The 13,096-nt window shown below is 41.0% G+C and carries 13 protein-coding genes; 7 read left to right on the forward strand and 6 right to left on the reverse strand.

Features of this window, described 5'->3' with window-relative positions:
* Positions 1-80 precede the first annotated feature (80 nt).
* The 3 genes from dtd to QL229_RS17995 are packed head-to-tail and all read right to left on the reverse strand — an operon-like array spanning position 81 to position 2,358.
* Positions 81-518, reverse strand: coding sequence for a D-aminoacyl-tRNA deacylase (gene dtd, locus QL229_RS17985; RefSeq protein ID WP_135923237.1), 438 nt, complete (start codon positions 516-518; stop codon positions 81-83).
* Entirely contained in the window at positions 506-1,459 is a 954-nt protein-coding gene (locus QL229_RS17990; RefSeq protein ID WP_171040378.1) for an alpha/beta fold hydrolase, read from the reverse strand. Before QL229_RS17990 ends, dtd begins: the two co-directional genes overlap by 13 nt.
* Before the next feature lie 26 nt (positions 1,460-1,485).
* Positions 1,486-2,358, reverse strand: a complete 873-nt coding sequence (locus QL229_RS17995; protein ID WP_135923235.1) for a virulence factor BrkB family protein — start codon at positions 2,356-2,358, stop codon at positions 1,486-1,488.
* An 86-nt stretch (positions 2,359-2,444) separates the two neighbouring features.
* Between QL229_RS17995 and QL229_RS18000 the strand changes: the two genes are divergently transcribed.
* Positions 2,445-3,101, forward strand: coding sequence for a DUF2959 domain-containing protein (locus QL229_RS18000; protein WP_135923234.1), 657 nt, complete (start codon positions 2,445-2,447; stop codon positions 3,099-3,101).
* 132 nt (positions 3,102-3,233) lie between these two features.
* A complete protein-coding gene (locus QL229_RS18005) occupies positions 3,234-4,325 on the forward strand; it encodes an MBL fold metallo-hydrolase (RefSeq protein WP_138556665.1) in 1,092 nt (363 codons plus the stop codon).
* Positions 4,326-4,377: 52 nt separating this feature from the next.
* Here the strand turns inward: QL229_RS18005 and QL229_RS18010 are convergent, their stop codons facing one another.
* Together QL229_RS18010 and typA are read right to left on the reverse strand one after the other, a co-directional pair.
* A complete protein-coding gene (locus QL229_RS18010) occupies positions 4,378-4,797 on the reverse strand; it encodes a BLUF domain-containing protein (RefSeq protein ID WP_199527628.1) in 420 nt (139 codons plus the stop codon).
* Between the two features lie 193 nt (positions 4,798-4,990).
* Complete coding sequence (gene typA, locus QL229_RS18015) at positions 4,991-6,814, reverse strand: translational GTPase TypA (RefSeq protein ID WP_135923231.1); 1,824 nt, start codon at positions 6,812-6,814, stop codon at positions 4,991-4,993.
* 507 nt (positions 6,815-7,321) lie between these two features.
* On the opposite strand from typA, the gene glnA reads away from it, so the two are divergent.
* From glnA to QL229_RS18040, 5 genes are all read left to right on the forward strand, one after another.
* Positions 7,322-8,728, forward strand: coding sequence for a glutamate--ammonia ligase (glnA, locus tag QL229_RS18020; protein WP_135923230.1), 1,407 nt, complete (start codon positions 7,322-7,324; stop codon positions 8,726-8,728).
* A 134-nt stretch (positions 8,729-8,862) separates the two neighbouring features.
* Entirely contained in the window at positions 8,863-9,378 is a 516-nt protein-coding gene (locus tag QL229_RS18025; RefSeq protein ID WP_135923229.1) for a DUF4124 domain-containing protein, read from the forward strand.
* An 86-nt stretch (positions 9,379-9,464) separates the two neighbouring features.
* Positions 9,465-10,535: a nitrogen regulation protein NR(II) gene (gene glnL / locus QL229_RS18030; protein ID WP_135923228.1), complete on the forward strand. Its 1,071-nt coding sequence runs from the start codon at positions 9,465-9,467 to the stop codon at positions 10,533-10,535.
* A gap of 18 nt (positions 10,536-10,553) precedes the next feature.
* Positions 10,554-11,939, forward strand: a complete 1,386-nt coding sequence (gene ntrC / locus QL229_RS18035; protein ID WP_135923227.1) for a nitrogen regulation protein NR(I) — start codon at positions 10,554-10,556, stop codon at positions 11,937-11,939.
* Positions 11,940-11,964: 25 nt separating this feature from the next.
* Complete coding sequence (locus QL229_RS18040; protein ID WP_135923226.1) at positions 11,965-12,423, forward strand: cyclic nucleotide-binding domain-containing protein; 459 nt, start codon at positions 11,965-11,967, stop codon at positions 12,421-12,423.
* Here the strand turns inward: QL229_RS18040 and QL229_RS18045 are convergent.
* A complete protein-coding gene (locus QL229_RS18045) occupies positions 12,420-13,082 on the reverse strand; it encodes a hypothetical protein (protein ID WP_281547250.1) in 663 nt (220 codons plus the stop codon). The genes QL229_RS18040 and QL229_RS18045 overlap by 4 nt on opposite strands.
* Positions 13,083-13,096: the final 14 nt, after the last annotated feature.

The raw sequence follows: 13,096 nt of genomic DNA on the forward strand, positions 1-13,096 counted from the left end.
AAAGCCGAATATATGGCAGCAATGAACTTTGAAATTCTATCAATTACTGTCTTGCAATCGGAGATAGTCCATATATGTTATTACACAGATAAATTAAAAGTAACGGGACCATCGTTACATAGGCTTACTTGCATATCAGCACCAAATTGCCCTGTGGCTACTGTTAACCCGGCTTTTTTAGCTTCAGCGATAAAATACTCATAGAGCGTATTAGCTTGATCAGGCGTACCAGCACTTGAAAAGCTCGGACGCATGCCCTTTTTAGTGTCTGCGGCTAGTGTAAACTGCGAAACCACCAACAGTTCACCCTTGATATCATTCAAGCTTAAATTCATCTTTCCTTGTTCATCGGTAAAAATTCGGTAATTACTTACTTTATGTAAAAGCTTCTGAGCGCTTTGTTCGGTATCCTGTTTTTCAACGCCTAATAGCAACAAAATACCTTGTGAAATTTCACCGACGACTTCGCCCGCCACTTCTACTTTTGCCTGTTTTACTCTTTGAATTAAACCTTGCATTGATCCCTCGATAACTTGATATACATTAAATCTGCAGCACGTCGCATTGCTGCCAAATATACCTGATTATCACTACTGTGCCCAATACCATCTAATATCAATAATTGTGCATTTAACTGTTCAGCAAGCTGCTGTACGGCACTATATCGACAGATCAAATCGGCCCGGCCATGAATAAACCAAATGGGTAAATGAGTCAAAACATGCGCATTTTCTGCGATGTAACCCTCTTCAATAAAACAAAGATTACGAAAATAATGCACCATTAACCTTGCTTGATTTAAGCCTACATGGGGCTCTTGCAAACTCCAATTATTTAATGGCTCACCATGACATAACACCTGCTCCCAATGGCACCATAGTTTGGCGAATTTGCTGGCTTTAATTTGATCGCTACTATTTAGTTGTTGCTGATAAAAGTCGAGTAAGGCATGCCAATCGGTAAAATCATGAGCAAACTCTTTAAAGCATTCTGGGTAAAAATGCGCGCCCGCGCCTTTAGTTGTGTAAAGCCATTCAAAGTCACTGTTACAGGCTAAAAAACTAGCCCGTAAAATAAGTCCTGCGATGTGCTCCCGATGTTTTATTGCATACACAAGTGCAAGAGTTGCTCCCCACGATTCGCCGCACACCAGCCATTTTTCAATGCCGAGTTGCTGGCGTAAAAACTCGAGATCAGCGACTAAATCTAATGTGGTGTTTGTGTTGATATCATGGGGGGTTGAATGACCACAACCGCGCTGGCTGAACATGATCACTCGATAACGTTCTAAATCAAAAAAGCGGCAATTTTCAGGGCACAGCCCCGCTCCGGGCCCGCCATGACATAACACCACAGCAATCCCTGTAGACGCACCATATTCTTGCACATGGATTTGATGGCCATCGCCAACACTCAAATGGTAATCACGGTTGGCAACATAATGTGGATGTAACTGCACCTCGCTCTCCTTAGGTGCAGTCGCTATTAAACGTCTATATCAGGTGTATCCTCAATATCTTCAGGACTGATACATACCGTAAACTCTGCACCGAGTAATACGACAATCCAAGACAGATAGACCCAAACAAATAGTATAGGTATCGTCGCCAACGCCCCATAAATAACTTCATAAGATGGGAAGTGACTGATATACAGAGCAAAGCCTTTTTTTGTCAGCTCAAACAACATAGCTGCAAACAATGCTCCTGGAATTGCCGCTCTAAATGGAACTCGTGTGTTAGGCACTAAAGTATAGAGCATAATGAAGCCAATCATGGAAATTATGTAAGGTAATAGTTTCAATAAAAAGCCGCTGAATCCAGGAATACCTTGATCAGCGAATGATACTAAAGACACAATGTATGAGGTAACACCAATACTCGCGCCGAGTAATACTGGACCTAAGCTAAGCACCATCCAATAAACGGCAAACGAAATCATCATGGGGCGTTTTTTCTTAATACGCCAAATTCGGTTCAATGTGGCATCGACATTGCGAATGAGTAACAAGGACACTGCTGCTAAAAATCCCACACCGACCGCAGTCATTTTATTAGCATTACCGGCAAAGGCGCTGATATGCTCTTTAATAACATCAGAAGAAGTCGGCACAAGATTAGTAAATAAGAAATTTTCTATGGTTACCAAGGTGCTTTCAAATCCAGGAAAAGCTGAAAAAATAGCGACACCAACCGCCACTAATGGCACGATTGATAACAAGGTTACATAAGCCAAATAACCTGCATTAACAGTAATTTGATCGTCAATACAACGATTGAGATACTGCATCCACCAAGTAGGTTGTTGCTTTAAGAAAATGCTTATTTGCAGCTTATAACGAGTGAGCTTCTCATCCATAGAATCTAATTTCTGCTAAAATGTTTTGATAATCATAGCAATCCACCACATAATTTGAAATGACAGGTACCTAAAAAGGATTCTCAATGAAAAAACTGACACTTTTAAGTGCACCACTATTTGCAGTAACCATGGCATTATCAGGCTGTCAGTCAGCTTATTACTCTGCTATGGAATCTGTAGGAGTGCACAAACGCGACATTTTAGTCGACCGCGTAGAAGAAACAAAAGAATCACAACAAGAATCCCAAGAAGAATTTCAATCAGCCCTAGATAGATTAACCACATTAATCAATTTCAATGGCGGTGAACTTGAGGATGCATATAAGCAACTAAATGATGATTATGAATCAAGCCTAGCGGCTGCAAATGACGTAACAAATAATATCAATAAAGTTGAAGATGTCGCTGAGGCACTATTTGAAGAATGGGCTGATGAGCTAGAGCAATACAAAAGCGCCTCACTAAAACGTGAAAGCAGCAAAAAGCTCAATGCAACTAAGCGCCAATTTGATCAACTACTTCGCTCAATGCGCAGCGCAGAAAGCAAAATGGAGCCGGTATTATCATCACTGCATGACAACGTCCTGTATTTAAAGCACAACCTCAACGCGCAGGCTGTTACAGCTATCAAGGGTGAATTTACGAATCTTAAACGCGATATAAAAGTGTTAATGGACGACATGAACAAATCAATTGAAGACTCTAATAAGTTCATTGAGCAAATGAATAAAGCTGGTTAATTAGCGCAAACGAGTTTTTACAAAGCCTACTTAAACGTAGGCTTTTTTGTGTAATCTCTTGTTACTTTTTAATGATTTATCTTAAATTTTATTTTGCTAAACTCACGGCAAAGAATAAAAAGTAAACATAGTATGCACTTAAAAACACTCTCAGCACTCATTGCAGCTGCACTCTTAACTGCTTGTAGCAGCCCTAATACTGTCAATGTTATTGCCGGTGAAGGCACTATTACTCCGTTAAAAACTGAAGGTGACTACGAAGGTCGCTTTCATAACCTATATCCTGGTGATAAAGAATACCCAACAACCTGCACTGACAATTGCTATGAACCATCAGAGCTACTTATATGTGACGACAGCAACTCACAATGCCAATATCAAGCAGAACAAAGCGTACCTGAAATAAACTCAGGGTTTACAGTTCGCTGGTTAGGTCATGCAGGCTTTTATATTCAATCACCCAATGGTGAGCAGCTATTATTTGACCCAGTCAAAGAGCAATTTGATTCGCCTGTAGACTTGGCCTTTAAGCTAGCTGGAGGTATCTATCGCAAACCAGGTTTTTGGCCAACACAAGCAGAACTTGATGGCTTAGATGCTGTGATATATTCACATATTCACTATGATCATTTTAACAAAGCCGACATAGAAGAAATTGGCAATTCGCCGCGTTATTTAGTGCCATTAGGATTTGCAGATAACTTTCCGACTGGCGGCTTTAATATTTCAGAAATGGCGTGGTACGCAAGTACACAAATTAATGACTTAACTGTTAATGCGGTGCCAGCACACCATTTTAGTAGCCGAACTCTAGTCCCATTCATTTATGAAGATCACAACAAAGATCTCTGGAATGGCTGGTTACTAGAACAAAATGGTAAAACCTTATTTTTTGCTGGCGATACCGGTTACTCACAACATTTTCAGGATATTAAGCAGAAATACGGCGAGATTGATGTATGCCTTATGCCGATAGCTTCTTATTACCATGAAGAAGATGGTAAGTGGTATCGCTATGTTCATACTACACCTGAAGATGCTATTAACGCAGCTGAGGAGCTAGGCTGTAAAGTGATGATCCCTTGGGGTTATGGTAACTCAAGCTGGCAAATGGGCGACCATTCAAGCCATTCGGCACTACTAAGATTACTAACAATGAAAGCAAGAATGGCTAGCAAGCTCCCTTTGTACATTCTTAATGAAGGTGAGCAAGTTTCACTATAATGCTGCTTGTTCTAGTATACCAATTCGCTTAATTGAGCGAATTGGTATTAAGCTAACTTTTAAGCAGTAAATCCCTGAGCGCCAACATTAGTTTGTGTGCACTACCTGCAGACATAGCGAGCGGGTTAAACTCACTCGTACCAGAATATTTGAGGGTAATCGGAGTAACGAGTCTAGAGTAAGGAATGTAGCCCATAGACCAGTTCTCAAACTCTCTTTCAAAAATCTCACAATAATTTAGCATAATAATATTTTTATGCCGCGTATCATTCAAAATACGGTGATAAGTTGCATTTACCGCACTTCTAGAGCCTTCCAAGCACTGTAAAAAGTGAGTAGTATTAAAACAAAGCAAACCTGTAACATTCATTTTGCTATTGTTTTGTTTGGCTTTCTCAAGAATATTTTCAATATCCCCAGGCCCAAACCCATCGCTAATTTCACTTGTATAAATAAGTCTAACTAAGTACATCTCACTCTCCTGCAAGGTCGATTTAGAAAAGATAGTACAGATGGGGGGTTTAGCAAAAAAGTGCAGTTAAGTTTAAAATTTTACATGAATAAAGTTGGGTATCGCTGCGCTCAACCTACTTGGCTGACCACTAAAAAAAACCGCCGTATCTTTCAATACGGCGGTTCTAATTTTGTGAAACTAAAAGACCTTATTAGTCTTTAGCTTGACGGCTCGCACGTTTACGCTCACTTTCAGTTAAGTGACGTTTACGAATACGGATGCTCTGAGGTGTCACTTCCACTAACTCATCATCATCGATGAATTCAATCGCTTGTTCAAGCGTATAGTTAAGTGGTGGTGTTAACGTTTGTGCTTCATCTGTACCAGATGCACGAACGTTAGTAAGTTGCTTACCTTTAAGTGCGTTTACTGTTAGGTCGTTATCGCGGCTGTGGATACCGATAACCATACCTTCGTAAACTTCAACACCATGACCGATGAATAACTTACCACGATCTTGTAGGTTGAATAATGCGTTAGTAAGTGCTTTACCTGTTGCGTTAGCAATCATTACACCGTTCTTACGCGCGCCGATAGTACCGCCTTTATGTGGGCCGTAGTGATCGAATGTGTGGTAAAGAAGACCAGAACCAGACGTTAATGTCATGAATTCAGTTTGGAAACCAATTAAGCCACGGCTTGGGATCATAAAGTCCATACGTACACGGCCTTTACCATCTGGAGACATGTCTGTTAGTTCACCCTTACGAAGACCAATTTGTTCCATGATAGAACCTTGGTGCTCTTCTTGACAGTCGATTGTAAGTGTTTCGTATGGCTCTTCTTTTTGACCATCAACTTCACGAAGGATTACTTGTGGACGAGAAACCGCAAGCTCGTAGCCTTCACGACGCATGTTCTCGATTAAGATACCTAAGTGTAACTCACCACGACCAGAAACACGGAAGCTATCTGGGTTGTCAGTTTCTTCAACACGTAGTGCTACGTTGTGAACAAGCTCTGCCTGTAAACGCTCTAGGATGTTACGTGACGTTACGAATTTACCTTCTTTACCAGCGAATGGTGAAGTGTTTACAGAGAACGTCATTGTTACTGTAGGCTCATCAACGCTAAGCGGTGGTAATGCTTCAACGGTATTTACATCACAGATAGTGTCTGAGATTTTCAGCTCACCAAGACCCGTGATAGCAATGATGTCACCAGCGCCTGCAGATTCTGCTTCATGACGCTCAAGACCTAAGTAGCTCATTACTTGGCCAACTTTACCGTTACGCTTAGTACCGTCTGCACTTACAACAGTAACCTGTTGGTTAGGTCGAACAGTACCACGCTTGATACGACCAACACCGATAACACCGATGTATGAGTTGTAGTCAAGCTGAGAAATTTGCATTTGGAAAGCACCTTCAGGATCGGCATCCGGTGGAGATACTTCATCAACGATCATCTGGAACATTGGTTCCATGTTATCTGATGGCTCGTCTAAATCTAATGTAGCCCAGCCATTGATAGCTGATGCATAGATTACTTTAAAGTCTAACTGTTCGTCAGTTGCACCTAAGTTATCGAATAAGTCGAATACTTGGTCCATAACCCAGTCAGGACGTGCACCTGGCTTGTCGATTTTGTTGATAACAACGATCGGTGTTAAACCTTGTGCGAATGCTTTTTGCGTTACGAAACGCGTTTGTGGCATTGGACCTTCTTGAGCATCAACAAGTAGTAATACTGAGTCAGCCATCGAAAGTACGCGCTCTACTTCACCACCGAAGTCGGCGTGTCCTGGGGTGTCTACGATATTGATATGGTAGTCATTCCAAGAGATAGCTGTGTTTTTAGCTAAAATGGTAATACCACGCTCTTTCTCAATGTCGTTTGAGTCCATTACGCGCTCTTCATTACCGCCGCGCGTTTCTAATGTGCCTGATTGCTCAAGCAGTTTATCAACCAAAGTTGTTTTACCGTGGTCAACGTGGGCGATAATCGCTATATTTCTTAACTTTTCGATGCTCATATTTTTTCTCAGAGAAATTGAATCTCATTGATCCTGCAAGATCTACGCACTCACCGGCATTTTCACCAGATGTCCCAGCATAGGATTTAAAAGGGCGCATATTATCCCTTAATAATGGCATGGATGAAAGTTTATCCAATACAATTTTCAAAACTTTCTTCAGGCATTTTATAAGTATCTGTTTTATAAATGACAAATTTATGAAAATAATAATTTTTATAAGCATAAAACTGGCAAAATTGCATTTTTTAAACCATATTTTGGCACTTAATCGTATTTAGAACCGATAAATTGGCACGCTCAGTAATTGTGCAAATCGTCGTCATTCTTTTTACGCACCAAAATGATCTTTTTTCGCACCAAAACAGTGCATAAAAAGTTAACATAACAACAAGCGGTTTCTTTTTTATCAGCCTTAACAACACCTTAAAAAAATGGCATGAAACCAGCTTACATAGAGCAAAAGCAATAATGCAGCAAAAATAAAACCCAACAATTGGAGGACACATGTCACAATCGGTTTTAGATTTTATCAAAGAAAATGACGTTAAGTTCATTGATTTACGCTTTACTGATACCAAAGGTAAAGAACAGCATGTTTCTATTCCTCATCACCAAATTGATGAAGATTTCTTCGAAGACGGCAAAATGTTTGACGGTTCTTCAATTGCAGGTTGGAAAGGCATCAACGAATCAGATATGGTGCTTATGCCTGTTCCTGAGTCTGCTAAAATGGACCCGTTTTCTGAAGAAGCTACACTAATCATCCGTTGTGACGTAGTTGAGCCTTCAACACTTCAAGGTTACGAGCGTGACCCACGTTCAGTTGCAAAACGCGCTGAAGAGTACATGCGTTCTACAGGTATCGCTGATACTGTATTATTTGGTCCAGAGCCAGAATTCTTCCTTTTTGATGACGTTAAATACAAATCAGACATGTCTGGTTCTATGTACAAAATCGATTCTGTAGAAGCTGCTTGGAACTCAGATAAAGATTACGAAGGTGGCAACATGGGTCACCGTCCAGGTGTTAAAGGCGGTTACTTCCCGTGTTCACCTGTTGATTCATCACATGACTGGCGTTCAGCAACTTGTTTAGTTCTTGAAGAACTAGGTCAAGTAGTAGAAGCTCACCACCACGAAGTAGCAACTGCAGGTCAAAATGAGATCGCAACTCGCTTCAATACAATGGTATTAAAAGCTGACGAAATCCAAGAGATGAAATATGTTATCCATAACATGGCTCACTTATACGGAAAAACAGCGACATTCATGCCTAAGCCAATCGTAGGTGATAACGGTTCTGGTATGCACTGTCACCAATCTCTAGGTAAAGATGGCGTAAACATCTTCGCTGGTGACAAATACGCTGGTCTATCTGAAGAAGCACTTTACTACATCGGTGGTATCATCAAGCACGCTAAAGCAATCAACGCATTCGCTAACGCGTCAACTAACTCATACAAGCGTCTAGTTCCGGGCTTCGAAGCACCAGTAATGCTTGCATACTCTGCACGTAACCGTTCTGCTTCAATCCGTATCCCAGTGGTACCGTCTGCTAAAGCACGTCGTATCGAAGTACGTTTCCCTGATCCAACAGCTAACCCATACTTAGCGTTCTCTGCAATGCTTATGGCTGGCCTTGACGGTATCAAAAACAAGATCCACCCTGGTGATGCAATGGATAAAGACTTATACGATCTTCCAGCTGAAGAAGCTGCAGAGATCCCACAAGTTGCATCTTCACTGCAAGAAGCATTAGATTCATTAGATGCTGACCGTGAGTTCTTAAAAGCTGGCGGCGTATTCACTGATGACCTTATCGATGCTTACATTGCACTTAAGGGCAAAGAAGTTGAAAAGCTTAACATGACAACTCACCCAGTTGAGTTCGAAATGTACTACAGCGTTTAATTTAACGCCGTATCAGAATTATCAGATTGATAATAAATGTGTGTTCTCAAGCCCGCTTTGCGGGCTTTTTTGATGGTAATTTGGCCAATTCTACTCTAAAGTTTTAGTTAGATTAGATAACCTAGGGTCACAGAGTGAAAAACACGATTTTATTAGTATTACTCCTTTTTACAGTATGCAATTACGCACAAAGTGAAGTAAAAAAAATTTACTCGTGGAAAGATGAGAATGGTGTTTTAGTGTTCTCAGACTCACCTCGCCCTGGGGCTAAAGAAGTAAAGCTCAATACTCAAAACCTTACCATGCCTAAAACCGACACCAGCATACTTGATAACCCGGCTAGTGCGACACCTGTAAATTTTAAAATAACGATTTCCTCACCAGAAAATGAGGCAACCGTTCGAGAGAATACAGGCTCAGTATACGTCACAGCACGAGTGAGTCCGCGTTTTGCAACAGGCTTCAAAGTACAGCTGATAGTCGATGGCACACCTCACGGAAAATCGAGTAATAGCACGACCTTTGCATTGCGAAATGTCGACCGAGGCGAACACACATTACAAGCAAAACTTATAGATGCGAATAATAAAGTCGTTTCGGTTAGCCCTGTTAGCACTTTCTACATGCACAGAGCATCGATACTTAATTGAAACTAATTTTTTCGAGTCGGTATCATGCAAAGTAAATGGATTGTGCTAAGCTGCTGTTAATTGCAACGCACTAAAATGGTGCAAACATGCTCAGTGATACACATTTTAATTCTGAACTACTCGAAAGTATTTGGAAAAATTTAAGTACAGCCGTTATTTTGCTCGATAATGATTTTAAACTGGTTTATGCAAATGATAGTGCCAGTGAGCTATTAGGCTTAGGTCCAAAGCGTATAATTAATCAGCCATTCGATAACTTATTTAACTACCACTCCATTGACCTAAAACGTATTGCTCAGTACTCGTTGTTTGATGGCGTTGACTGCCACCAGCATAGAGCTGACGTGGTGTTCGTCGATTCTCGCCATGCTAAGCTAACCATTAGCACCCGCCGAATAAACAGCAATAATGAAAATTATATTTTGTTTGAGTGCCGACAAATGGATGATGAAATTCGCCACGATCAAGCATCAAATCAAATGCACCAATATCAAGCCGCACGCAATTTAATTCGTGGTTTAGCACACGAAATTAAAAATCCTTTGGGTGGAATACGCGGAGCGGCGCAATTATTGCAGTACGAGGTTGATCAGCAAGAGCGTGATCAATGTGCAGAGCTTATCATTGAGCAAGCTGACCGATTACGAGAGCTCGTAGACCGTTTACTTGGTCCAAACCAATTGCCACATAAATCATATGGCAATATTCACCAAGCTCTTGAGTCAGTGATTAAGCTTAGCATGTTAGATAACAGCGCTAATATCACTTTAGTGAAAGACTATGATCCAAGTATACCGAGTGTGTACATTGACCAAAGTAAAATTCAACAAGTGGTACTTAACATTATTCGCAATGCACAGCAGGCTCTGGTTGATGGTGGCGAAATTAGAATAAAAACCCGTATTAACCATCAACATAGACGTCCTGGTAAAGCACCGAAGAAAACCTTGCTGATCCAGATTTCAGATAATGGTCCAGGAATAGATAAGAGTTTAAGAGAAACCTTGTTTTATCCAATGATCACTAACAAAGAAAATGGTTCAGGACTAGGGTTATCCATTGCACAGACTTTGGTTGATCAACACGGTGGACACATTGACTGCGATAGTTGGCCAGGCCATACAGAATTTAATATCTATTTGCCTTTTACGGATTAATGGTTTTTTGGAGTAGTCATGAAAACAGTTTGGTTAGTTGATGATGATGCCTCAATACGCTTTGTATTAGAAAAAGCGCTGGCGCGAGCAGGATTTGAAACAGAAAGTTATGCAAATGCACAAGATGTGCTTAACGCACTCAAGTTTAGTCAGCCTACCGTTCTAGTGTCAGATGTTAGAATGCCTGGTATGGATGGTATGGCATTACTTGAAACAATTGCCGAACAAAACCCTGGGTTGCCAGTCATCATTATGACTGCACACTCAGACTTAGACTCAGCGGTAAATGCATTCCAAAAAGGCGCATTTGAATACCTTGCAAAACCATTTGATCTAGATGAAGCAGTTGCGCTGGTAGAGAGCGCCTGTCGTGCTAATTCAACAAAAAAAACCAAGCGTAAGCAAGCACCACAAACGAATGCCCATATCATAGGCGAAGCGCCTGCGATGCAAGAGGTGTTTCGCGCGATCGGTAAATTATCAGCATCAAGTATGAGCGTGCTAATTAATGGTGAGTCAGGAACAGGTAAAGAGCTTGTTGCCAGTGCCCTACACAATCATAGTCCGCGTAAAGAAAACCAATTTATCGCTTTAAATATGGCTGCCATTCCAAAAGAGTTAGTAGAATCAGAATTGTTTGGCCATGAAAAAGGCGCGTTTACAGGGGCCGACAGTATTCGTAAAGGTCGTTTTGAACAAGCTAATGGTGGTACCTTATTTTTAGATGAAATTGGTGACATGCCACTTGATGTACAAACGCGTTTGTTACGTGTATTAGCCGATGGTGAATTTTACCGAGTTGGTGGCCATCAAAGCATTAAAGTGGATGTGCGTATTATCGCTGCAACACACCAAAATCTCGAAGATTTAGTTAAACAAGGCAAGTTTCGTGATGACTTGTTTCATCGTCTTAACGTTGTGCGTTTACGCTTACCAGCGCTACGCGAACGTACCGAAGACATTGAACGCCTTGCACAGCACTTTTTACATAAAAGTGCCAAAGAGCTTCAAGTTGAAAGCAAAATACTAAGCCCTAAAGCCACAGAGCAACTACGCTTATTCAATTGGCCTGGTAACGTGCGCCAACTAGAAAACACCTGTCGCTGGTTAACAGTAATGGCTCCGGGTGAGCTTATCAGCGAACAAGATTTACCGCCCGAAATAGTTGCCGCAGCTCCAGTGGAACAGGAAGGTGATTGGCTGGATGCATTTCAGCAGTGGCTCAACCTTGAGCTTAAACAAGGTAAAGAAAATATCTGGCCGGCTATACAAGCACAGCTAGAAACTCGCTTGATTAAAACAGCATTAGCCAATTGTGCGGGGCACAAGCAAGACGCCGCGGTGAAAATTGGTTGGGGCCGCAATACATTGACCCGTAAGTTAAAAGAGCGCAATATTAGCTAATTTATTGCCATAACAATGTGAATCAATGAAGTTAATCGAACACATACCACTCATTAAACAAATGGAAATAATTAACAGATTGTCGTTCTTTAGAGAGTTTACTCTTAGTGAACGACAAGTGTTATTAGAGTCATTTAGTCATTTATATTTGGTTAAACAAGGCCGTGCTGTTTTCAAGCAGTACGACAATGACAAGCGTTTGTATATTGTTCTAAGTGGTTCACTGATGGTGTTCAAGCAAAGTCATTTACATGAACTTGGGATTATTGACCCAGGTGAGTTTATCGGTGAAGGTGCTTTTATTAACAACCGGGAACATAGCACAAGCGCCCGTGCTAGAGTGGATACTATTTTATTAGCTATCGCCCCCGAAGCACTCACCCGCTTGCCCAATGTGATCCGCGAGAAAATTAAAGATCGCATAATCGAAGGCATGAGTGAGCGTATTGTGAAATTGAGTAATTATCTCGAATCACGTAGCTAATCCATATACACAACTTGCAATGAACAATTAAGCCACCCTGGTTTATTTACACGTGCTGTGTAACGGTAGGTATCTGATGGTTTCATACCAAAAGGCGTACTCACTTCTGGCGTTAAATGGCTGTAACTTTGCGAATAGTTTTTATAATAAATGACTAAATAGCCGTATAAGTAATCCCAGTCCAATGAGACTCGTCTACCACTCGCTAGGTTAAACTCGGCCTGTTTATCACTAAATTTGACCGCAAGGCCGTTAAACTCATCCTCAACGCAACCCGTTGTTATTACTCGAGCCGGCATAGTGAAACTAGTTGAGCCATTTTTTGCTCGTAAGTAAAAGCCTATATTGCCTTGATTGTAAAAGTGATTAGCCTCTGTGGTGTACTTAATTTCAGCTTGATAACCCAGCCCCTGCATAATTTCTGCAAGTTGCTCGGTTTCATGAGTGAGAATTTTATCGCTCGATAACATTAAGGTTGCATCAGCAAAGTCTCTTGGAATAGGGAGCTTTGTGTATTCGTAGGGTAAGCTTTGCTCATTTAAAGCTTGCTCTAATGTGTGCAACTGTTGTTGATCAAGATTTTCTGTGTATACGTAGACTGTTGGTTGCTGACAACCTGCCAAAATTAAAAATATGGCTGCTGAAATTATCCTTTTCATTTTCTTTCTCGCTC

This window comes from Pseudoalteromonas sp. PAR1 (assembly GCF_947311895.1).
In the GTDB taxonomy this organism is placed as follows: domain Bacteria; phylum Pseudomonadota; class Gammaproteobacteria; order Enterobacterales; family Alteromonadaceae; genus Pseudoalteromonas; species Pseudoalteromonas lipolytica_C.

Coding starts and splice junctions, on each gene's coding strand:
- glnL (WP_135923228.1), top strand. CDS start 9,465: ATGCTCAGTGATACACATTTTAATTCTGAACTACTCGAAAGTATTTGG.
- QL229_RS18010 (WP_199527628.1), bottom strand. CDS start 4,797: ATGTACTTAGTTAGACTTATTTATACAAGTGAAATTAGCGATGGGTTT.
- QL229_RS18005 (WP_138556665.1), top strand. CDS start 3,234: ATGCACTTAAAAACACTCTCAGCACTCATTGCAGCTGCACTCTTAACT.
- QL229_RS17995 (WP_135923235.1), bottom strand. CDS start 2,358: ATGGATGAGAAGCTCACTCGTTATAAGCTGCAAATAAGCATTTTCTTA.
- dtd (WP_135923237.1), bottom strand. CDS start 518: ATGCAAGGTTTAATTCAAAGAGTAAAACAGGCAAAAGTAGAAGTGGCG.
- QL229_RS18000 (WP_135923234.1), top strand. CDS start 2,445: ATGAAAAAACTGACACTTTTAAGTGCACCACTATTTGCAGTAACCATG.
- QL229_RS18045 (WP_281547250.1), bottom strand. CDS start 13,082: ATGAAAAGGATAATTTCAGCAGCCATATTTTTAATTTTGGCAGGTTGT.
- glnA (WP_135923230.1), top strand. CDS start 7,322: ATGTCACAATCGGTTTTAGATTTTATCAAAGAAAATGACGTTAAGTTC.
- ntrC (WP_135923227.1), top strand. CDS start 10,554: ATGAAAACAGTTTGGTTAGTTGATGATGATGCCTCAATACGCTTTGTA.
- QL229_RS18040 (WP_135923226.1), top strand. CDS start 11,965: ATGAAGTTAATCGAACACATACCACTCATTAAACAAATGGAAATAATT.
- typA (WP_135923231.1), bottom strand. CDS start 6,814: ATGAGCATCGAAAAGTTAAGAAATATAGCGATTATCGCCCACGTTGAC.